Origin of the sequence: Streptomyces sp. NPDC004647, assembly GCF_040609575.1 — a bacterium.
GTDB lineage: Bacteria > Actinomycetota > Actinomycetes > Streptomycetales > Streptomycetaceae > Streptomyces.
The window spans coordinates 1-19,874 of sequence record NZ_JBEXKU010000053.1 but is presented as its reverse complement, the minus strand read 5'-3'; the positions used below and the strand labels follow the sequence as shown (position 1 = coordinate 19,874).

General features: G+C 71.1%; 19 protein-coding genes and 1 riboswitch. Of the genes, 6 read left to right on the top strand and 13 right to left on the bottom strand.

Going from position 1 to position 19,874, the window contains the following annotated elements:
* Positions 1-320: 320 nt before the first annotated feature.
* The 6 genes from ABZW18_RS22740 to ABZW18_RS22715 form a co-directional block, all read right to left on the bottom strand.
* Positions 321-1,148 carry an alpha/beta hydrolase gene (locus tag ABZW18_RS22740; RefSeq protein WP_356190180.1) on the bottom strand — a complete coding sequence of 276 codons (828 nt, stop codon included), beginning with the start codon at positions 1,146-1,148 and terminating at the stop codon, positions 321-323.
* Positions 1,149-1,456: 308 nt separating this feature from the next.
* Positions 1,457-1,624, bottom strand: a complete 168-nt coding sequence (locus ABZW18_RS22735; RefSeq protein WP_356190178.1) for a hypothetical protein — start codon at positions 1,622-1,624, stop codon at positions 1,457-1,459.
* Between the two features lie 188 nt (positions 1,625-1,812).
* Entirely contained in the window at positions 1,813-2,763 is a 951-nt protein-coding gene (locus ABZW18_RS22730; RefSeq protein WP_356190175.1) for a cytochrome c oxidase assembly protein, read from the bottom strand.
* A 105-nt stretch (positions 2,764-2,868) separates the two neighbouring features.
* Positions 2,869-3,894, bottom strand: a complete 1,026-nt coding sequence (locus ABZW18_RS22725) for a 6-phosphofructokinase (protein WP_356190173.1) — start codon at positions 3,892-3,894, stop codon at positions 2,869-2,871.
* Positions 3,895-3,996: 102 nt separating this feature from the next.
* Positions 3,997-4,725, bottom strand: a complete 729-nt coding sequence (locus ABZW18_RS22720) for a glutamine amidotransferase (protein WP_356190171.1) — start codon at positions 4,723-4,725, stop codon at positions 3,997-3,999.
* 30 nt (positions 4,726-4,755) lie between these two features.
* A complete protein-coding gene (locus tag ABZW18_RS22715) occupies positions 4,756-6,000 on the bottom strand; it encodes a MurT ligase domain-containing protein (protein WP_356190169.1) in 1,245 nt (414 codons plus the stop codon).
* A gap of 199 nt (positions 6,001-6,199) precedes the next feature.
* On the opposite strand from ABZW18_RS22715, the gene def reads away from it, so the two are divergent.
* On the top strand, positions 6,200-6,739 hold the full coding sequence (gene def / locus ABZW18_RS22710; RefSeq protein WP_356190167.1) for a peptide deformylase: 540 nt from the start codon (positions 6,200-6,202) through the stop codon (positions 6,737-6,739).
* 44 nt (positions 6,740-6,783) lie between these two features.
* On the opposite strand, the gene ABZW18_RS22705 is transcribed toward def, so the two are convergent.
* Positions 6,784-7,434 (bottom strand): TetR family transcriptional regulator, encoded by a 651-nt coding sequence (locus ABZW18_RS22705; RefSeq protein WP_356190164.1) that lies wholly within the window; start codon positions 7,432-7,434, stop codon positions 6,784-6,786.
* 155 nt (positions 7,435-7,589) lie between these two features.
* Here ABZW18_RS22705 and ABZW18_RS22700 point away from each other — a divergent pair, with 155 nt between their 5' ends.
* The gene (locus tag ABZW18_RS22700) at positions 7,590-8,816 is read left to right on the top strand and encodes an acyl-CoA dehydrogenase family protein (RefSeq protein WP_356190162.1); all 1,227 of its coding nucleotides are present in this window, start codon (positions 7,590-7,592) and stop codon (positions 8,814-8,816) included.
* Positions 8,817-8,852: 36 nt separating this feature from the next.
* Here the strand turns inward: ABZW18_RS22700 and ABZW18_RS22695 are convergent, their stop codons facing one another.
* Together ABZW18_RS22695 and ABZW18_RS22690 are read right to left on the bottom strand one after the other, a co-directional pair.
* On the bottom strand, positions 8,853-9,602 hold the full coding sequence (locus ABZW18_RS22695; RefSeq protein ID WP_356190160.1) for a TIGR03943 family protein: 750 nt from the start codon (positions 9,600-9,602) through the stop codon (positions 8,853-8,855).
* Complete coding sequence (locus tag ABZW18_RS22690; RefSeq protein WP_356190255.1) at positions 9,599-10,588, bottom strand: permease; 990 nt, start codon at positions 10,586-10,588, stop codon at positions 9,599-9,601. The genes ABZW18_RS22695 and ABZW18_RS22690 overlap by 4 nt, the downstream gene beginning before the upstream one ends.
* 593 nt (positions 10,589-11,181) lie before the next feature.
* A riboswitch (cyclic di-AMP (ydaO/yuaA leader) is annotated at positions 11,182-11,357 on the top strand.
* A 4-nt stretch (positions 11,358-11,361) separates the two neighbouring features.
* Between ABZW18_RS22690 and ABZW18_RS22685 the strand changes: the two genes are divergently transcribed.
* Positions 11,362-12,561, top strand: a complete 1,200-nt coding sequence (locus ABZW18_RS22685) for a transglycosylase family protein (RefSeq protein ID WP_356190158.1) — start codon at positions 11,362-11,364, stop codon at positions 12,559-12,561.
* 236 nt (positions 12,562-12,797) lie between these two features.
* The gene (locus ABZW18_RS22680) at positions 12,798-13,106 is read left to right on the top strand and encodes a hypothetical protein (RefSeq protein WP_356190156.1); all 309 of its coding nucleotides are present in this window, start codon (positions 12,798-12,800) and stop codon (positions 13,104-13,106) included.
* A 31-nt stretch (positions 13,107-13,137) separates the two neighbouring features.
* On the opposite strand, the gene ABZW18_RS22675 is transcribed toward ABZW18_RS22680, so the two are convergent.
* Together ABZW18_RS22675 and ABZW18_RS22670 are read right to left on the bottom strand one after the other, a co-directional pair.
* A complete protein-coding gene (locus ABZW18_RS22675) occupies positions 13,138-13,938 on the bottom strand; it encodes an SDR family oxidoreductase (RefSeq protein WP_356190154.1) in 801 nt (266 codons plus the stop codon).
* Entirely contained in the window at positions 13,935-14,432 is a 498-nt protein-coding gene (locus tag ABZW18_RS22670; protein WP_356190152.1) for a cupin domain-containing protein, read from the bottom strand. The genes ABZW18_RS22675 and ABZW18_RS22670 overlap by 4 nt, the downstream gene beginning before the upstream one ends.
* A gap of 499 nt (positions 14,433-14,931) precedes the next feature.
* On the opposite strand from ABZW18_RS22670, the gene ABZW18_RS22665 reads away from it, so the two are divergent.
* Positions 14,932-16,173, top strand: coding sequence for a transglycosylase family protein (locus ABZW18_RS22665; protein ID WP_356190149.1), 1,242 nt, complete (start codon positions 14,932-14,934; stop codon positions 16,171-16,173).
* Between the two features lie 174 nt (positions 16,174-16,347).
* On the opposite strand, the gene ABZW18_RS22660 is transcribed toward ABZW18_RS22665, so the two are convergent.
* Entirely contained in the window at positions 16,348-16,599 is a 252-nt protein-coding gene (locus tag ABZW18_RS22660) for a hypothetical protein (protein ID WP_356190147.1), read from the bottom strand.
* Between the two features lie 484 nt (positions 16,600-17,083).
* Positions 17,084-17,614 carry a hypothetical protein gene (locus ABZW18_RS22655; RefSeq protein WP_356190145.1) on the bottom strand — a complete coding sequence of 177 codons (531 nt, stop codon included), beginning with the start codon at positions 17,612-17,614 and terminating at the stop codon, positions 17,084-17,086.
* 520 nt (positions 17,615-18,134) lie between these two features.
* Here ABZW18_RS22655 and ABZW18_RS22650 point away from each other — a divergent pair.
* Positions 18,135-19,736: a S1 family peptidase gene (locus tag ABZW18_RS22650; protein ID WP_356190143.1), complete on the top strand. Its 1,602-nt coding sequence runs from the start codon at positions 18,135-18,137 to the stop codon at positions 19,734-19,736.
* Positions 19,737-19,874: the final 138 nt, after the last annotated feature.

Genomic DNA, 19,874 nt, shown 5'->3' with positions numbered 1-19,874 from the left:
ACCGGGCCCGGAGGGCACGCACGACGTGGCTCCACGCCGACCTGCCCGGCGGTCAGGGCTGTCTGCGCAACCGCTTCACCCACCCCCAGCCCCTGTACGTGCACCCAGCCTCCGGCGGTCCCTTCGACGCCCCGGCATTCCGCCGCACGTCAAGGAACCGGTCCTCACCGACGAGGAGTTCACCGAGCACCGCGACTCCGCCTTCTACCGGGCCGTCACCGTACTGCGCGAACACCACCACTGAGCTGCTCTGATGGCATGACCGACTGGGGAGAGCCCGTTTCCCGCCGCCCACTCAGGTGGGAGGCGGGAAACGGCCGTCAGCTGTTGATGAAGGCGAGCAGGTCGGCGTTGAACTCCTCCTTGAAGGGGCCGACCGCCGACAGGCCGTGCGGGGCGCCGGGGTAGACCTTGAGGGCGGCGTCCTGGACGAGCTCAACCGACTTCAGGGCGGCCGCGCCCATGGGCACGATCTGATCGTCGTCCCCGTGGGCGATGAGGGCGGGGATGTCGAAGCGCTTGAGGTCCTCGGTGAAGTCGGTCTCGGAGAAGGCCTTGATGCAGTCGAGTGCCCCCTTGAGTCCGACCTGCATGCTCCACAGCCAGAACGTGTCGCGGACGCCCTGGGAGACGGACGAGCCGGGCCGGTTGGCGCCGTAGAAGGACTCGCTGAAGTCCTTGTAGAACTGCGAGCGGTCGCTGCGGACACCGGCGCGGATACCGTCGAAGACATCGATCGGCAGCCCTTCGGGGTTGGCGTCCGTCTTGAGCATCAGCGGAGGAACGGCGCCCAGGAGCACCGCTTTGGCGACCCGGGCGGTGCCGTGGCGGCCGATGTAGCGGGTCACCTCGCCGCCGCCGGTCGAGTGGCCGACCAGGATCACATCGCGCAGGTCGAGCTGTTCGATGAGGGCAGCGAGGTCGTCGGCGTAGGTGTCCATGTCGTTGCCGTTCCACGGCTGGCTGGAGCGGCCGTGTCCGCGGCGGTCGTGCGCGATCGCGCGGAAGCCGTTGCCGGCGACCAGATGGGCCTGGTCGTCCCAGGCGTCGCCGTTGAGGGGCCAGCCGTGGCTGAACACGACCGGCCGCCCGGTTCCCCAGTCCTTGTAGAAGATCTCTGTGCCGTCAGCGGTGGTGATGCTTCCCATGACGCGGGTCCTCTCCGGTTCGGCGTGGCGTGGGGGTGGCGGCGAGTCCCGGACGGCGGCCCGGTCACCCTCGGATCCGAGGCCGGACCCCGGATTCCGGGTCCCGGCGGTCCCCCGCGGGCTCAGCGTTGTGCCTGGGCGGCGTCACGGATCATGTCGGTGACGGCGCCCGGGCGGGAGACCGATACGGGGTGCGAGGAGTCGACCTCCTTGGTGCGGGAGCCGGCGCGCCGTGCCCCTTGATGGTGTTGATGAAATCGGCGAGATGGGCGGAGTCGCTCGCGACGCCCCGGAGCGGGTCGGGCCGCTCAAGCGCGGTGCGTGTTGTTCGTGGTCAGCACGCCGAGTGTCACCAGGCCGAGCACCACCCAGGCGAACCACAGCCAGCCGCTGCCGCCCAGAGCGACGGTGTACGCGGTCACCAGGACCAGCCCGCCCACCGTCAGTACCGCCATGGTCTTCGCAGATCCGGGCATCACGTACCCTCCTCCCGGCAGCCCGGGCGACACTGCACCGGGCCGCGGTCAACGAGACCATCGTCCCCCGTGGGCGGCGTACACCGCTACCGGCGGAGCGCTGCTGCTCCCGCCTGCCGTTCTCCGCCCGCCGTTTCCGGCAGCCGTTCCTCGCGCCGGACCGCCGATCGTCCGGCCGGGCCGCCGGTCTACCGGCCGCGCGCCTGTAGCGAGGCGAGATACGCGTTGTACGCGGCGAGCTCCTTGTCCCCGTCGCGGTCCGCGGCCCGGTCCGTACGCTGCGCCTGCCGCTGCTCGGACCGGTACCACTGGAACACCAGCGCCACCAGCACGACCACTGAGGGGATCTCGCTGAACGCCCACGCGATCCCGCCCCCCGCGTTCTGATCGGAGAGCGCGTCGATCCCCAGCGACGTGGGCGGGTTCCGGTACGTGGCGATCATCGGTTCCGTGGCCATCATCAGCGCGATCCCGAAGAAGGCGTGGAACGGCATCCCCGCGAACAGCTCCAGCATCCGCATCACGTAGCCCGGCCGGTGCGGCCCCGGGTCCACCCCCATGATCGGCCAGAAGAAGACCAGGCCCACCATGAGGAAGTGCACCATCATCGCGAGGTGCCCGGCCGTGCTGCCCATGAGGAAGTCGAAGAGCGGAGTGAAGTACAGGGCGTACAGGCTCGCGATGAACAGCGGGATCGTGAACGCCGGATGCGTGATGATCCGCAGGTAGCGGCTGTGCAGCAGAGCCACCAGCAGCTCGCGCGGCCCCTTCCGGCCCCGCCCCGCGGACGGCAGCGCCCGCAGCGTCAGCGTCACCGGCGCGCCCAGCAGCAGCAGGATCGGCGACAGCATGCTGATCACCATGTGCTGCACCATGTGCACACTGAACATGACCATGCCGTAGTCATTGATGGCCGTGCACATCACCAGCGCGACCGTGAGCACACCGATCGCGAACGAGACGGTACGGCCCACCGGCCACCCGTCGCCGCGCCGCCGCAGCCGCACCACGGCCCAGCCGTACAGCACCAGTGCCAGCAGACAGCCGACGGTGAAGAACGGCTCCCCGGTGAACTCGAGCCCCCGCCCCAGGGTGAACGGCGGCAGATCCGTCGTCATGCCGTGCCCGCCGTGATCCATCCACTCGCTCCTGATTCGCACCGATGCGTTCCGCAACAGACTAGAACCGCCCCCGGCCGGAGCTCCGGCCGGGGGCGGTTCCACGCTGCTGTCCGAGGTTTCAGTTCACAGCACGGTCTCGGCCTCGGTGTACCGGTGTTCCGGCACCGTCTTCAGCGTCTCCACGGCCTCGGCCAGCGGTACGAGCGTGATCTCCGTGCCGCGCAGCGCCGTCATCATCCCGAAGTCGCCGCGGTGCGCCGCCTCCACCGCGTGCCAGCCGAACCGGGTGGCCAGGACACGGTCGTACGCCGTCGGGGTGCCGCCCCGCTGCACATGGCCGAGAATCACCGGCCGCGCCTCCTTCTCCAGGCGCTCCTCCAGCTCGACGGAGAGCTGGCGGGCCACACCGGCGAACCGCTGGTGCCCGTAGACGTCCTTGCCGCCCTCGTCCCACTGCATCGTGCCCTCGCGCGGCTTGGCGCCCTCGGCGACGACCACGATCGCGAACTTCTTGCCCGCCGAGAACCGGGCGCCCACCACCCGCGTCAACTCGGCGATGTCGAAGGGCCGTTCGGGCACGACGATCGCGTGCGCGCCGGCCGCCATGCCCGAGTGCAGCGCGATCCAGCCGGTGTGCCGCCCCATGACCTCGACTATCAGCACGCGCTGGTGCGACTCGGCCGTCGTCTTCAGCCGGTCCAGGGCCTCCGTCGCCACGCCCACAGCCGTGTCGAAGCCGAAGGTCACATCGGTGGAGGAGATGTCGTTGTCGATGGTCTTCGGCACGCCGACGATCGGCAGCCCGCCGTCGAAAAGCATCCGGGCCGCCTTGAGCGTGCCCTCGCCGCCGATCGGAATGATCGCGTCGAGACCGAGCTCGGCGACATGCCCCCTGGCCCGCTCCACACCGTCGCGCAGATGGGCGGGCTGTACCCGCGACGAACCGAGGATGGTTCCGCCGCGGGCCAGGATGCCGCCGACGGCATCCAGGTCGAGCTTGCGGTAGTCGCACTCCAGAAGGCCTTTCCAGCCGTCGTGGAAGCCGATGACCTCGTCACCGTGGTCCGCCACGGCCCGGTGCACGACCGACCGGATGACCGCGTTCAGGCCGGGGCAGTCGCCGCCGGATGTGAGCACACCAATGCGCATCGCTCGAAATACCTCTGCAGCTGAGCAGGACGGCCGGACCGCGTCGTCCGGCTGGAATCCCCGCCACCCTACAAGCGATGGACGGCGGGGACGTACCAGCGGTCAGGCGGGCTGGGTGGCCGCGGCGATGCGCTCCTGGCGCAGCGCCTCGTACCAGCGGTCGTCGGCCGGCGGCAGCGCGTTCACATCCAGCGCCAGCTTCAGCATCAGGTCGGCGATGAGCGGGTTGCGTGCCAGCACCGGGCCGTGCATGTACGTGCCGAAGACGGTGTCGTTGTACGCGCCCTCGAAGCCGTCCCCGGTGCCGTTCCCCTTGCCGAACCGGACCCGGGCGAAGGGGCGCGCCGTCGGACCCAGATGCGTGATGCCCTGGTGGTTCTCGAAACCGGTCAGCGGCGGCAGGTTCAGGCGCTCGTCGATGTCGGCCAGCACATCGCCGACGCACCGCTCGTTCTCGCCGCGGGTGCTCACCACATCGAGCAGCCCGAGGCCCGCCTCGCGCTCGCCGAGGTCGTTGATGAACTCGTGTCCCAGAATCTGGTATCCGGCGCAGACGGAGAAGACGATCGCGCCGTTGGCGACCGCGCGGTTCAGTCCGCCGTCACGACGCAGCCGCTCCGCCGCCAGCCGCTGCGGCCGGTCCTCCCCGCCGCCGATCAGATAGATGTCACCGGAGGTGGGCAGCGGCTGGTCGGACCGTACGTCCACCCGTGCCACGTCCAGACCCCGCTGACGGGCCCGCCGCTCCACCACCAGCGCGTTGCCCTGATCGCCGTAGGTGCTCAGCAGGTCCGGGTAGACCCACACCAGGCGCAGGCTGTTGTCGCTCATGCTCGCAATCCTTTACGTGGTACGGGCCGGTCAGTTGCCCACGCGGCGGCGCAGGTCCTGGAAGGCGGTGTAGTTGGCGATGGTCTCGATGCGGCCGGGCGGGGACAGCTGCACGGCCTCGTCCACACTCTCGCAGACCCGGAATTCCAGGCCCGCGACCTCAAGCCGTACCGCGAGGTCCAGCTTGCGGTCGCCGAGGACGCAGATCGGGTGCCCGGCGAGCCGGGTGTAGTCCACATCCCACAGCCAGGAGGTGTCGGTGCCGTCCGCGCCGCGGGCGTTGACCGAGAGGATCACCGGGGTGGGGGGCGGGTCGATCAGCGAGAAGGTCTCCAGCCAGCCGGCCGGGTTCTTCGCCAGCAGCAGCCGCAGCTGACGCTGCTGGAAGTCGACGACGTCATAGCGGCCGGCGACCGCCTGCACCTGGTACATCCGCTCCAGGGCGACCTGCGGCGGTACGCCGAACGTCGCGGCGACGGCCGCGGAGGTGGTCGCGTTCGCCTTGTTCGCCCGGCCCGGGAGCTGGAGGTGGATCGGCCACGCGGAGCCGTGCGGGTCCAGGACGTGGTCGCCGTTCAGCGCCCAGCTCGGGGTGGGGCGGCGGAAGCCGCACTCGCCGCAGCCCCAGTCGTCACCGGGGCGCTGCAGCACACCGCCGCAGGACGGGCAGGACCAGGCGTCGTCCTTCCACTCCTGGCCGGCGGCGACCCACACGACATTGGGGGAGGAGGAGGCGGCCCAGACGATCAGCGGGTCGTCGCAGTTGGCGATCACCGTGGCCTTCGTACCGGAGAGGCCCTCACGCCACTTCTCGGCGAGCATGCGGGTCTCCGCGGCCCGGTCGAGCTGGTCGCGGGAGAGGTTCAGCAGGGCGATGGCCTTCGGAGTGACGTCGCGTGCGACGCCGGAGAGGTACTTCTCGTCGACCTCGATGACACCGAACTTGGCGTCGGAGCCCCCGGAGAGCGCCGAGGTGATGCCGGCGGGCATGTTGGCGCCGAGCGCGTTCGAGACCACCGGGCCGCTCGCCCGCAGCGCCTCCGCGATCAGCCGCGTGGTCGTGGTCTTGCCGTTGGTCGCCGACACCAGGATCACATCGAGGTGTCCCGCCAGCCGGGCGAGCAAGTCGGGGTCGAGCCTCAGCGCCACCTTGCCGCCGATCACCGATCCGCTGCCGCGGCCCGCCGCCCGCGACACCGCCGCCGCGGCCTTGCCCGCCGTCACGGCCAGCTTTGCCCGCGGCGACAGCGGCTCCGTGCTGCCTGCACCTGCCATCGTCCTTGTTCCTCCTTGCATCCGGCGCCGCGCCCGCTCCCGGTGGGGTCCTGGGAGACCCGGCCGGTGAGTACGCCCCCTCGCGCCGATCGCCGGCCGGGAGGCTTCGGTCGGGGCTCAGCCTATCGAGGTCCGGCGCCGGGCCCGAACCCCGCCACCGCCCGACCTGCCGCTGCCGTCAGGACCGTACTCTTGGGGCGTGCGACACAGTGCTATTCCCGGCAGTCCGGGACTCGTCAAGCCGATGCGGCTGCTCGGCGACCCGGTGCTGCACGGACCCTGCCTCGAGGTCACCCGCTTCGACGCGGCACTGGCGCGACTGATCGAGGACATGTACGCCACGATGTACGCGGCCCAGGGTGTCGGCCTGGCCGCGAACCAGATCGGGCTGCCGGTACGGGTGTTCGTCTTCGACTGCCCCGACGACGAGGACCGCAGAAACCTCGGACACGTGGTCAACCCGCGGCTGGTCGAGGCCGACGGCGTGACCGTGACCGGCCCCGAGGGATGTCTGTCCCTCCCGGGTATCGAGGCGGGGACGCGCCGTTTCGACCACACCGTCGTCGAAGGCGTGTTGCGGACCGGCGAGCCGGTCCGCGTCGAGGGCACCGGATTCTTCGCGCGCTGTCTGCAGCACGAGATGGACCACCTGGAGGGCGGCGTCTTCCCGGACCGGCTGACCGGGCTTCGGCGCCGCCGGGTGCTCCGAGCGGCCCGCCGCGCCTCCTGGAGTTCCTAGCCGCGTATGCCCGTCGTATGCCCGCACCCGGTGGCCGGGGTACGTCAGAAGCCGGGGCCGCCCATCCGGTCGCCGGCCGCGGCCAGCCGCCCCCAGAGCAGATCGGCCAGGCTGTGCACCAACTCGTCCCGGGAGCAGGGCCGTTCGCGCAGCCACCAGTCGCCGGCCGCGTGCATCATGCCGACGATGCCGTGCCCCCAGACCCGGGCCAGCTGCTCGCCGTCCGGGCCGAGGTCGACCCGCTCGGCGATGACCTGGGCGAGCTCCTCGCCCATCCGGCGCAGCAGGGGAGCCGAGTGCCGGCCCACGTCGAAGCCCTGCTCCCCGGTCTGGGACTCGTCGGAATCGGCGGGGTGCATGAGGAAGCGGTACACCTGGGGCCGTGCCTCGATGGCGACGAGATAGGTGTCCAGCGTCGCCTCGACCCGGTCCCTGCGGTGCGCGGGGGCGTCGAGCGCGGCGCGCAGCCCGTCGAGCAGGGCGTCGGTGTGGCGTGCGGCCAGGGCCCGGTACAGCCCGCCCTTGTCGCCGAAGTGCCGGTAGAGGATCGGCTTGGTGATCCCGGCCTCCGCGGCGATGGCGTTCATGGACGCGCCCGGCCCGTCGCGCAGCACGACCCGGTCCGCGGCTTCCAGCAGCTCTTTGCGGCGTCGCGCAGCAGCTCGCTGTTGGTCGTCCCGCTGACTGGTCTCCATGGTGTGTTCTCCCCGCCCGGTGCGCGCTTGCTTGGGTGCCTGCGCAACGTAACACCTGGCTACCCAGGGCATTGAAGGGGGAACGGGGAGTTGACATGACCTACCAGTCAGTAACAGACTTCCGTTACCGCAAGTAACAAGCACGTGGAGGGGACATGGCCGAGTTCACGCTCGAGCTCAACGACGACCAGAAGGCTGTCCGGGACTGGGTCCACGGCTTTGCGGCGGATGTCATGCGCCCCGCCGCGGCCGAGTGGGACGAACGCGAGGAGACGCCCTGGCCGGTCATCCAGGACGCCGCCAAGATCGGCCTGTACTCGCTCGACTTCTACGCCCAGCAGTTCTTCGACCCCACCGGCCTCGGCATCCCCATGGCCACGGAGGAGCTCTTCTGGGGTGACGCGGGCATCGGCCTGTCCATCGTCGGCACCGGCCTGGCCGCGGTGGGCGTCCTCGCCAACGGCACGGAGGAGCAGGTGGGCACCTGGATCCCGCAGATGTACGGCGACCCCGACGATGTGAAGCTCGCCGCCTTCTGTTCCTCCGAGCCCGACTCCGGCTCGGACGTCTCCGCCATGCGCACCCGCGCGGTCTACGACGAGGCCAAGGACGAGTGGGTCCTGAACGGGACCAAGACGTGGGCGACCAACGGCGGCATCGCCAATGTCCACGTCGTCGTGGCGGTCGTGGACCCCGAGATCGGCGCGCGCGGCCACGCCTCCTTCATCGTTCCGCCGAACACGCCCGGCCTCTCCCAGGGCCAGAAGTTCAAGAAGCACGGCATCCGCGCCTCCCACACCGCCGAGGTCGTCCTGGAGGACGTACGTGTCCCCGGCCACTGCCTGCTCGGTGGCAAGGACAAGCTCGACGAGCGCCTGGCCCGCTCCCGCGAGCGCGCGAAGGCCGGCGGCGAGCGCGTGAAGAACGCCGCGATGGCGACTTTCGAGGCCTCCCGCCCGGCCGTCGGCGCCATGGCGGTCGGCACCGCCCGCGCCGCGTACGAGGTCGCCCTCGACTACGCCAAGACCCGCGAGCAGTTCGGCCGCCCCATCATCAACAACCAGGGCGTCGCCTTCCAGCTCGCCGACATGCGGACCCAGATCGACGCGGCCCGGCTGCTGGTGTGGCGCGCCTCGTGGATGGCTGCCGCGTCCAAGCCCTTCACCTCGGCGGAGGGCTCGATGTCCAAGCTCTACGCCGGCGAGGTGGCCAAGTCGGTGACGGCCCAGGCGATGCAGATCCTCGGCGGCAACGGCTTCACCCGCGAATACCCGGTCGAGCGCATGCACCGCGACGCGGCGATCTACACCATTTTCGAGGGCACGAGCGAGATCCAGCGCCTGGTGATCGCCCGCACCCTCTCCGGCATGCCGATTCGCTGACCCCGCCCGCCCTGCGCTGCCCCGCGCCGCACCCGGTCACGCCGCGGGCGGCGCGGTGTCCATGTACGGGTTCGCGGGCTGCCGGATGCGGCGGACCTCGTCCGTGTCGAGGGCCGCCGCGGCTGAGGCGGTGCCCACCTTCCCCACGGGACGCCAGGTGCCGGTCACCGTGACCCAGCTGTCCGCCGACGGGGGAGAGGCTCCGTGCATCTCGACCTTGATCGACTGGGAGTCCGCCGCGCAGCAGCTCAGGACCAGACGGGTCAGATACCAGCCGCCGTCCTCGCCGGGCGTGACGAAGCCGGTCATCCGGACCCTGCGGTCCTCCAGGCTGCGTTCGGGGTCCTGCCGCGCGCGCGAGCTGAACGCCGAGAGCGACATCGGATGGGGGGACTGGTCGGGCAGCGGTGGGAACCGCGCCTGTTCCGCCACGGCGGTGTCATCGCCCCGGGAGGCGGTGTAGGCGCCCAGGGCAGGCGGTGCGAAGAACAGCAGGGTGATCGCGGGCAGGAAGAGCAGCCAGGCGATCTTCGGTCCGCCGCTGTGGTCATGGCCGTGTCCGTGGTCCTCGTGACCCTGTTCTCCGGCCTCGGCGGGCCGGGCGAGCGGGAAGCCGTCGCGTGCCGCCCCCACCAGCCCCAGGGCGATCAGCAGCAGCGCCGACATGATCAGCGGCAGCCGCAGGCCCTCCTTCACGTACCGCAGATACACATCGCTGAACAGCGAGATGTGCAGCAGCCCGGCCCCGGACAGCAGAAGCAGCAGTACCTGGATGTTCCGCTTCACAGCAGGCACCAACCGATCAGGGCGCTGCACGCCACGGCCACCACCGCGGTCGCCGGGGCGAACCGGATCGCGAACGCCCGCCCGAAGGTGCCGGACTGCAGCGCCATGAGCTTCAGGTCGACCATGGGCCCCACGACCATGAAGGCGAGCCGGGCCGTGGGGGAGAAACCGGTCAATGAGGCCGCGACGAACGCGTCGGCCTCGGAACAGACGGCGAGCACGATGGCCAGCGCGGCCAGGAAGATGACGGAGAGCCAGGGCGAAGCGGAGAAGGTGTCCAGCACCGAGCGCGGCACCGTGACGTTGAATGTGGCGGCCGCCATCGCCCCCAGCACCAGGAATCCCCCCGCGTGCAGGAAGTCGTGCTGGAAGCCGAGCCGGAACTCCTCCCACCTGTCGTGTCCCGGCGTGTGACCGGTGGTCCGGGCCGGCAGGCGCAGCCACTCCTGGCGGCCCAGACGGATCCACAGCCAGCCCATCGCCGCCGAAGCGGCGAGCGAGGCGAGGAGCCGGGCCACCACCATCTCCGGAGCTCCCGGGAAGGCGACGGCCGTGGCGGTGAGCACGATCGGATTCACCGCGGGGGCCGAGAGGAGGAACGTCAGCGCGGCCGCCGGGGCCACCCCGCGGCGGATCAGGCTCCCCGCCACGGGCACCGAGGCGCACTCGCACCCCGGCAGGACCACCCCCGCGGCACTTGCGACGGGGACGGCGAGGGCAGGGTTCTTCGGCAGCGCCCTGCTGAAGGCCCGGGCGGGGACGAAGGCGTTGATGGCGCCCGACAGGGCGGTGCCCAGCAGCAGGAACGGCAGCGCCTGGATCACGATGGCCACGCAGATCGTCCGCCAGGCCTGTGCGGCCGGCTGGGACAGCCAGCCGCTCCCTCCCAGCGCCACGGCGACGGCCACGGCGATGACCAGCGCGCCCGCCGCCACGACGGGCGGAGAGGTCCGGCCAGGAAGCGTACGGGACGCGCGCGCGCCCAGTGCCGGCGGCACCGATGACGGGGGGTCGATCAGCTCTTCCGCTCTCTGCACACTGACTCCGAAGGTCCGCGACGAGGGACCTCACGATAACCGGGGGGAGGGCCGCCACCCCGGCGCACAACGCGGTGACCACGCTGTCGAATCATCCGTTTCACCTGTTATGGGCGTTCGAGCAGCGAGTGTCCGACATGCGCCAAATGCAGATACTATGCGGCGCGGCAAAAGACTGCTTAGCGCCTGCAATGCAGCAAAGGAGAACCTCGGCTCCAAATAGGGCAATTCGACTGCGGGTGAGCCATCTCACAGGAGTTCCGCCCTGATGTGACCCCGCGCACTCGATACGCCCCAAATCTGCCAACTTGGTTACCGAACGCAGATTATGAGAGCCGTTCAGTAGTAATGCCTATCGCTCTGGGACCAAGATCGGCAGCGTAGCGTGACCCGGCGTCGAGTGGATCTCGTTAATACCGAATGCGTGGAATACCCGGCACTTGTGGTGAAGAAATCAATGCGCTTACTTTTGCCGCTGCCTGCCCATCGAAAGGGCGGGCGCCACCAGCCGGAACGCCGAGTCCTGCCGCCGGCCGGGGGAGAAACGACAAACGCACCACGGCAGGAGCGGGGGAACCAGGTAAGTGCCGTACCGCGCGATGGTGTGCGGTCCGGCTTGGGGTGAAGACGCGCCGCAGCGCTTGACGCTGCTCAGGGCGCGGCCGGGCAACTCCAGCCCGAACCCGACAGCTCACCTCGCAGGCGTAGGAGAGGACCCACCTATGTCTGCACGCGGACGTCACCGTCGCTACCGCCCCGGCCGAATCTCCCGGGTGTCCCTCGTCGCCGCCGCAGGCGGCGCCGGTATCGCTCTTCCCCTCATCGGTGTCGGCCAGGCGAACGCCGCCTCCGTCAGCACCTGGGACAAGGTCGCCGAGTGCGAGAGCACCGGCAACTGGAGCATCAACAACGGCAACGGGTTCTATGGCGGACTTCAGTTCACCGAGGAGACCTGGAACGCGTTCGGCGGCAGCGAGTACGCGCCGCGCGCCGACCAGGCGACCAAGGACCAGCAGATCGCCATCGCCGAGAAGGTGCTCGACAGCCAGGGCCCCGGTGCCTGGCCCGTGTGCTCCGGCAAGGCCGGTCTGACCCAGGGCGGTGCCGACCCCGAGGTCTCCACCGAGGGCCGGCAGGCCCCCGCCAAGGCCAAGTCCGAGGCCGCTCCGAAGCCCAAGAGCACGCCGGCCGAGGGCAAGCGCGAGGCGAAGCCCGAGTCGTACACCGTCGTCCCGGGCGACTCCCTCTACAAGATCGCGACCGCCAAGCACACCGACGGCGGCTGGCAGCGGGTCTACGAGGACAACCGCAAGGTCGTCGGCGACGACCCGAACCTGATCCGCCCGGGCCAGAAGCTCGCCGTGGGCGGCGACAAGGCCGAGGCCGAGCCGAAGCGGGAGCAGGCCCCCAAGGCCGCGCCCAAGGCCGAGGCTCCGAAGGCCGAGGCTCCGAAGGCCGCGCACAAGGCCGCCCCCAAGGCCGAGGCCAAGCCGAAGCAGCAGGCCAAGAGCGCCTCCGGCTTCACCGCTCCGGTCGGTGACACCACGATCGGCACCCCGTACCACCAGGCCGGCGGCAGCTGGTCCAGCGGCTACCACACCGGCGCCGACTTCCCCGTACCCACCGGCACCCCGCTGAAGTCCATCGGCGCGGGCGAGGTCGTCTCCGCGGGCTGGGGCGGCTCGTACGGCAACGAGGTCGTCATCCGCCACGAGGACGGCAAGTACAGCCAGTACGGCCACCTGTCCTCGCTGTCCGTCTCGGCCGGCCAGTCGGTCACCGGCGGCCAGCAGATCGGCCTGTCCGGTTCGACCGGCAACTCCTCCGGCCCGCACCTGCACTTCGAGGTGCGCACCGGCCCGGACTACGGCTCGGACATCGACCCGCTCGCCTACCTGCGGGAGCACGGCGTCTCCATCTGAGGTAACGCGACACCGGGACCGGAGCGTTCGACGCACCTTCCCGACCGGCTGAGGCGCCCTTCCCCGCGTGCGGGAGGGGCGCCTCAGCCGTGCCCGGCCGACGCACCCCTCCCGCTCGCCGTGCGGCCGGACGGGTGATAGCGCGAGGATTCCGCAACCGCGCCGCCGGACGCGCCGTCGCAAAGGGGAAACCGCACCATCCCTTCCGATGGGCACTTTGAAGGAGGCGACCGAACATGGCCGACCCGTTCGCTGTCACGATGGAGCTCCCGGTGCAGGCGCAGGAGTCCCCGCTCGCAGGCCCGGTCAACGGCGTTCGCAACTCGTCCGACGCCCAGCGGCTGCTGCTGCACGCCGAGCTGACCCGGGCCGCCATCCCGCCGCATCCCGACGACCGGCGCGTCATCCGCGACCTCGCCCAGCTGGACGGAGGGGCCGTCGGAGCCATCGTCCGCTGGCTGCAACAGGCCGGCGGCACCGGCGCAGGGCTCCTCTCCCCGCCGGACCCCGCGAAGCGCATCGACCCCCGCCTGCTTCCCTGGTGACGCCCGGGCCGGCCCGCGCACGGCGTACGCGCTACCACGTCGGGCGCGCCGTGACTCCCGCGTCCACCACGAGATCGTGCCCGGTGACGCACTCCGCCATCGGCGAGGCGAGGAAGACACAGGCGCGCCCGATGTCGGCGGGACGGCACAACCGCCCCAGCGGCGCCGCGTTCCGGTAGCGCTCCACACCCTCGGGCCACTCCTCCTCGATATCGGGCCGGTGGATCAGGCCCGGGGAGACGGTGTTCACCCGGATCCCGTAGGGGCCGTACTCGAGCGCCGCGGCCCGCGCGTGCATGATCAGGGCGGCCTTGGACGCGGCATAGTGCGCGTGCCCGGGGGCGGGGGCGGAACCCTCGATGGAAGCGATGTGCGTGATCGTGCCGCCGCCCCCGCCGCCCGCGCCCTCCCGCCGCATCGCCCCTGCGGCCGCTTGCGTGCAGGAGAACGCGCTGGTGAGGTTGGTGTCGACCACCGCGCGCCAGTCGGCCGCGGTCATCGACGGCAGATCCCGCACCGGCTGGACCCCGGCATTGTTGACGAGGGCGTCCACTCGGCCGAACCGGGACTGCGCGGCCTCCATCAGCCGGGCGCAGCCCGCTTCGTCCGTGAGGTCGGCGGCCACGGCCCAGGCCTCGCCGCCTTGTTCGGCGATCCGGGCCACCAGCTCCCGGGCGCGCTCCGCGCTCGTACGGTGGTGGGCCACCACGCGGGCGCCGGCCCGGGCGAACTCCTCGGCGATCCCCGCCCCCACCGTGCCGCCGGCTCCGGTCACGACCGCCACCAGCCCGTCGAGGCCGGGGAGTTGGCTCTGCGGGCCCGGCCCGGTCATGAGGCGCGGGACAGCGCGCGAATGAGCTCCGCGTGCAGCGGATAGCGCGCGCACAGGTCCTCCTCGTCGCCGCCTTCGTAGTCGGCGGGGACGAATCCCGGGGCCATCGTGCAGCCGAGGAGCGCGCGCTCGCCCCCCGGGCGTACCCGTGCCCCCATCCAGGTGCGGCCCGGCACGACGTACTGCACGTGTTCACCGGCGTCCACCTGCCCGCCCAGCACCTCCACCCGTGACGCGCCGCCCGGTTCCAGGAGCAGCAGCTCCACTGGATCGCCGAGGTAGAAGTGCCAGACCTCGTCGCGCGGCAGCCGGTGCATCGCGGAGAAGTGACCGTCGTCGGCCGACAGCAGCAGGAGGATCGCCGAACCCGAGGGGCGCCCGTCGGGCTGCTGCGGCCCCGCCCAGGTACGGCGGAACAGCCCGCCCTCCAAAGGCAGCGGCTCCAGGGCGTACATCCGCGCGAGTTCGTCCGCCGAAGGAAGGGGGTCCTGCATGCGCCGCCTCCAAGCCTCGTCTGTGATGCATATCACGCTAGTATGCATTCCGCTTCGCTCTCTGTGTCCGGACGGCCGTGTTCCGGCCATTTTCGTCAGCCAGGGAAGTTCCGGACGCCATTTCCCAAGGTCCGATCTTGAAGTGAACGTGTTGGTCGAGAACGTGAAGTGACGCCATTTCAGCCATCGGCACTCCCTTGATATCCGGAAATCGACATTCCCTTGTGGCAGCGGAATAGGCGTCCTAATCTTTGCGGCGCCCGCCGAGTCGCCCGTGCGGGTCCCTGTCCGCCGGAACGCCGAGTCCTGCCGTCGGCCGGGGGGAGGCCGAAGACCATGACGGCAGGAGCGGGGGAACCAGGAGGACGCCGCACCGCGCGAGCCGCGCGGACGGCTAGGGGTGAAGACACGCCGGGACCTGCACCGCCCCGGGCGTGGCCGGGCAACTCCAGCCCGAACCCGACAGCTCACCTCGCAGGCGTAGGAGAGGAAGCGCTCTATGCCCGCACGTGGACGCCACCGCCGCTACCGGCCGAACCGAATCTCCCAGGCATCCCTGACCGTCACCGCCGGCGGGGCCGGCATAGCCCTGCCGCTCGTCGGCGCCTCCGGGGCGACCGCCGCGCCCGCCGAAACCTGGGACAAGGTGGCGGAGTGCGAGAGCACCAACGACTGGAGCATCAACACCGGCAACGGCTTCTACGGCGGACTGCAGTTCACCCAGAGCACCTGGGCGGAGTACGGCGGAACCCAGTACGCCCCCCGCGCGGACCTGGCCACCAGGGACCAGCAGATCGCCATCGCCGAGAAGGTCCTCGAGGGCCAGGGGCCCGGCGCCTGGCCTGTGTGCTCGGACAGGGCGGGACTGACACGCGGCGGCGAAACTCCCGGGGCCTTACCCGCCGTGCAGAAGAAGGCCTCCGCCCCGGAGAAGCAGGCGCCTGCCAGGACGGCGCAGAAGGACAGGACCGCCGAGCGGCCCACCACCCAGCGGTCGAAGCGTTCCGGGCCGGAGTCCTACACCGTCGTCAGCGGGGACACGCTCTTCACGATTGCCCGGGTGCGCGACGTCGACGGCGGCTGGGAGCGGCTCTACGAAGGCAACCGCGAGGTCATCGGCGCCGACCCCGACCTGATCCTTCCCGGCCAGAAGCTCTCCCTCGAGGGGCAGTCCACCAAGACAGCCGACAAGCCGTCGGCCGGGAGGGCGGAGCGGCCGCGGGCGGGCCGGGACACCGCTGAACCGAAGGCCGCACCCAAGCCCCAGTCCAAGCCCCAGTCCAAGCCCCAGTCCGAGCCCAGGACTCAGAAGCAGGCCGCTGCGCCCCGTACGGCGGACTTCACCAGCCCCGTGAGCGGAGCGGCCACCGGCACGCCCTACCGGGCCTCCGGCGCCAGCTGGTCCAGCGGCTACCACACCGGCGTCGACTTCCCCGTCTCCACCGGCACTTCGGTGCGGGCCGTCAGCAGCGGACGAATCGTCTCCGCGGGCTGGGGCGGCGCGTACGGCTACCAGGTCGTCATCCGGCACGACGACGGCCGGTACAGCCAGTACGCGCATCTCTCCGCGCTCTCCGTCCGGGAGGGTCAGCCGGTCAACGGCGGCCAGCGCATCGGCAGGTCCGGATCGACCGGCAACAGCACAGGCCCGCACCTCCACTTCGAGGTGCGCACCGGCCCCGGCTACGGTTCGGACATCGATCCCCTGGCCTATCTCCGCGGGAAGGGCGTCAGTATCTGAGAGGGTGTTACCCACGTGCCCTCCGGAACGGGACCGGACCGGTGCCGGTCCCAGGGCCGCAGGGCACGTGGGCAGGGCCAGGTCCGGTGGGCGCGACGGTCCGAGTGCCGTGGCGCTGCTGCAGCGCTCGGCTGCGGTCCGCGCGGTGCTCCGTGCTCCGGGCCGTGGCGCGGGCTACGGGCCCGCTTCGCCGGTCGGGCGCGGGCGGGTCCGGCCCGGTCGGCCATCGGTGTCCGGGTGCAGATCCAGAGCCTCGAGCAGGAAGGCCAGATCGTCCGCGTCCTGTGAGTACCCGGCGACCACCTTGCGGGCTTCGGCGCGCAGCCGGCGCCACTCGTTCGCGGCCCGCCCCGATTCCTTGTCCTGGCCTTTGTTCGCCTCGCCCGGGTCGAGGTGGGGTGCCGGGGGACCGGAAGGGGGGTTCATCGGACAATCCTCCCGCCGCCGGGATCGCGCACGGCGCAGGGCGCGGCGGAAGGTCACCGGATCGGCGTACCCCGCCCGTACGCCCGCCGGACCGGACGTGAAGCTCCCTGTTGGGGTTGCCCTCTCGCCCCTGTCGACACGACGTCGTATACGGCTTGCGTACTGGTGTACGAGCTGAGAGAGTTCAACCCGCGCGGTTCACCATTAAACTACCTAGCAGGCGCGGTGCCGGAGCAGGGTCTCGGTCCCCAACTGCCGAGCAGTGATTCGCGCCCCTCCATACCGGCCCCGGCCAGGTCCCCCCGTCCTGGCCGGGGCCTTCCCCTGCCCGGGGCCGCCCGCGTGCCTGGCGGAGACTCCTGGCGTGAGCGGATTCTCGGACCGGCGAACCGGTGGATGCGCACTCGGCGGGGCCGGTGTCTGTCGCAACGACGCAGTCCGGCAGGGGTGTTGGGCTGTTCGTCCCCGCGGGCGGTGAGCGGATTCACTCCTCCGGCGCGGGAGTCAGGATGGCCGAGACCGCGCTGATGCGCAGGGACTCCAGGGCTTCGATCTGCCGCCTCGCGCGGTCCAGAAGCTCGTGGATCTGGTCGGTGTCCAGACGGGGCTCCCCGGCCGCCGCGGTCTCCAGAGTGCGCCAGAGCAGCGACTTGCCCTCCACCCCCAGTCGCATGCCCTCGAGCTCGATGACGGTGCTGAGTCCGGAGCGACGCCGCAGGCGCCCGTTGGGCTTCAGCCGCCCGATCCGCTCGCCCACCCAGCCGCCATAGATCTTGTACCGGCGGGCGGGTACGCCGAGCGCGTCCATGATCCGGAGCAGGGACTCCCTGTCCTGCGCGATCTCGTCCGCGAGGCGCTCCAGCTCACCACCGAGGCGGGAGTGGCGGTACTCATGGGCGATGCGCCGGGAAAGCTCGACGCCGGCCGTGGCACCGGCCAGGTGGTCGTTGAGATAGATCCCGAGCATGTGCAAGGCCGTGCTGCCGCCGGTGCGGGTTATTGCTGAGCTGCCCATGATCGTCCTCCCGAGCTACGGGGCCTGGGTGGGACGGGCCGGGTGGGGCGCGCCCCTGGCGGCCGGGTGCCCAGCTCTCGCCGGACGAACCCGGGGCGATGCGCCGCGTGGGTCCCGTCAATACCCCGGGAGGGTTTCCGTGGACGTCCGTGGACCGAAGAGGCGTGGTGCCCGTGGGGTGTGTCCGGAGTCCGCTGCCGAGGTCGCAGGGAGTGCTGCCGGGTCGTCAGCTCTCGAGCTGACATTCCGTCAATCGCTTCTGGTCGATGAGCCATCGGCAGGGGAGGCAATCGGCAGACCCTACCCGCCATGAGGCTCGAACATCGGAAAACAGTTCGCATTGAGCGGTTCGGCGAGGACGTCCGTATGGGTGGGGGCACGAGGCACAGGGCGCGGAGGGTGGCGTATCCACCGCCGTACTCGGAACGGACACCGCTCCAGCCGCCTTGCGTACCGGTATTCGCACGAACCGGGCCGGCGTACCCCTCGCGGGCACGTCCCCCCACTGGAGGTCAGTCAGTTGAACCACCGACGCGTAAACAAGCGGACCGGCGCCATAGTCGGAGCAAGCGCAGCCGCCGTCGCCGCAGCGGCGATTCTCCTGCCCAACGCCAACGCGAGTTCGGACACGGACTCGAGCCCGAAGTCATTCGCTCCCCGCGCGGCCGCACAGCTCGGAACCACCCTCGCGGGAGACCTCGGTCAGGACGCGGCCGGCTGGTACTTCGACGGCACATCGAAGCGGCTGGTCATGAACGTGCTGGACGAGGAGAGCGCCGAGAGCGTACGGGCCAAGGGCGCCGTGGCGAAGGTCGTCGAGAACAGCATGGCCGAGCTCAAGTCGGCGACCAGGACGCTCACGGAGCAGGCTTCGGTGCCCGGCACCGCCTGGTCGATCGACCCCCGGACGAACAAGGTCTCCGTCCTCGCGGACAAGACCGTCACCGGCTCGAAGATGGACACGCTCAACAAGGCCGTCGACGGGATGGACGGCAAGGTGACCGTGAAGCGGTCCGCCGGCGAGTTCAAGCCCTTCGACGAGGGTGATGGCGCAGCCGATGCCGGCGCCGCAGCGGGCGGTGGTGCGGCCGATGCCGGCGCCGACGCCGGTGGTGCGGCGGACGCCGGTGCCGCCGCGGGCGGCGCGGAGGAAGGCGGCGGCGCTGCCGACGCGGGTGCCGGTGGCGACGCGGGTGCCGGTGCGGGCGGTGCCGAAGAGGGCGGCGCGGCTGCCGGCGGTGCGGGCGACGGCGGTGCGGGTGCCGGCGGTGCGGGTGCCGGCGGTGCGGGTGCCGGCGGCGACGCGGCGGCCGGCGCCCTGGAGGGCGGCGACGCCATCTTCGGCGGCGGATCGCGCTGCTCTCTCGGCTTCAACGTCGATGTGCAGGGCGAGCCGGCCTTCCTCACCGCCGGCCACTGCGGCAACGCATCGGAGACCTGGACCTCTGACGAGGCCGGTGCCGAGGCGGTGGGCACCGTTCAGGACAGCCAGTTCCCGGAGAACGACTTCGCGCTCGTCAAGTACGACGACGCGGCCGTCGAAGCCCCGAGCTCGGTGGACCTGCAGGACGGCACCAAGCAGGAGATCACCCAGGCCGCCGAGGCGAGCGTGGGCATGGAGGTGAAGCGCAGCGGCAGCACGACCGGGACCACCGATGGCGCGGTGACCGGTCTCGACGCCACGGTGAACTACGGCAACGGGGACATCGTCAACGGTCTGATCCAGACCGATGTGTGCGCCGAGCCCGGTGACAGCGGCGGTGCGATGTTCTCCGGGGACTCGGCCGTGGGGCTGACCTCCGGCGGCAGCGGTGACTGCACCGCGGGCGGTGAGACCTTCTTCGCGCCGGTCACCGCCGCGCTGGAAGCCACGGGCGCCCAGATCGGTGCGGGCGGCGGTGCCGGAGACGGCGGTGCCGCGGCCGGTGGCGCGGAGGACGGCGGCGCGGCTGACGCGGGTGCCGGAGACGCGGGGGCTGCCGATGGTGGCGCTGCGGACGCCGGTGCCGGGGATGCCGGTGCCGGGGGTGCCGGTGCCGCTGACGGTGGCGCCGCTGACGCCGGTGCCGACGCGGGCGCCGCTGCTGCCAGTGGCGGGGGCGAGGCCGGCGCCCAGCAGTAGGGCCGGCCACGTCCGGACTGCCCTACAGCTCGAAGCCCTCCAGCCGGGTTCCATGAGTGAAGGAGTTGGCGTAGCCGGAGGAGCTGAGGTTCCAGAGGTACAGCAGTGCGGTCCCGGCCAGCAGTGCGAGGAACGCGA

Excerpts from the sequence above, each read along its gene's own strand:
- ABZW18_RS22665 (WP_356190149.1), top strand. The coding sequence starts at position 14,932 with ATGCCCGCACGTGGACGCCACCGCCGCTACCGGCCGAACCGAATCTCC.
- ABZW18_RS22675 (WP_356190154.1), bottom strand. The coding sequence starts at position 13,938 with ATGACCGGGCCGGGCCCGCAGAGCCAACTCCCCGGCCTCGACGGGCTG.
- ABZW18_RS22660 (WP_356190147.1), bottom strand. The coding sequence starts at position 16,599 with ATGAACCCCCCTTCCGGTCCCCCGGCACCCCACCTCGACCCGGGCGAG.
- ABZW18_RS22700 (WP_356190162.1), top strand. The coding sequence starts at position 7,590 with ATGGCCGAGTTCACGCTCGAGCTCAACGACGACCAGAAGGCTGTCCGG.
- ABZW18_RS22655 (WP_356190145.1), bottom strand. The coding sequence starts at position 17,614 with ATGGGCAGCTCAGCAATAACCCGCACCGGCGGCAGCACGGCCTTGCAC.
- ABZW18_RS22705 (WP_356190164.1), bottom strand. The coding sequence starts at position 7,434 with ATGGAGACCAGTCAGCGGGACGACCAACAGCGAGCTGCTGCGCGACGC.
- ABZW18_RS22735 (WP_356190178.1), bottom strand. The coding sequence starts at position 1,624 with ATGCCCGGATCTGCGAAGACCATGGCGGTACTGACGGTGGGCGGGCTG.
- ABZW18_RS22715 (WP_356190169.1), bottom strand. The coding sequence starts at position 6,000 with ATGGCAGGTGCAGGCAGCACGGAGCCGCTGTCGCCGCGGGCAAAGCTG.
- ABZW18_RS22720 (WP_356190171.1), bottom strand. The coding sequence starts at position 4,725 with ATGAGCGACAACAGCCTGCGCCTGGTGTGGGTCTACCCGGACCTGCTG.
- ABZW18_RS22725 (WP_356190173.1), bottom strand. The coding sequence starts at position 3,894 with ATGCGCATTGGTGTGCTCACATCCGGCGGCGACTGCCCCGGCCTGAAC.
- ABZW18_RS22740 (WP_356190180.1), bottom strand. The coding sequence starts at position 1,148 with ATGGGAAGCATCACCACCGCTGACGGCACAGAGATCTTCTACAAGGAC.
- ABZW18_RS22680 (WP_356190156.1), top strand. The coding sequence starts at position 12,798 with ATGGCCGACCCGTTCGCTGTCACGATGGAGCTCCCGGTGCAGGCGCAG.
- ABZW18_RS22730 (WP_356190175.1), bottom strand. The coding sequence starts at position 2,763 with ATGGATCACGGCGGGCACGGCATGACGACGGATCTGCCGCCGTTCACC.
- ABZW18_RS22685 (WP_356190158.1), top strand. The coding sequence starts at position 11,362 with ATGTCTGCACGCGGACGTCACCGTCGCTACCGCCCCGGCCGAATCTCC.
- ABZW18_RS22670 (WP_356190152.1), bottom strand. The coding sequence starts at position 14,432 with ATGCAGGACCCCCTTCCTTCGGCGGACGAACTCGCGCGGATGTACGCC.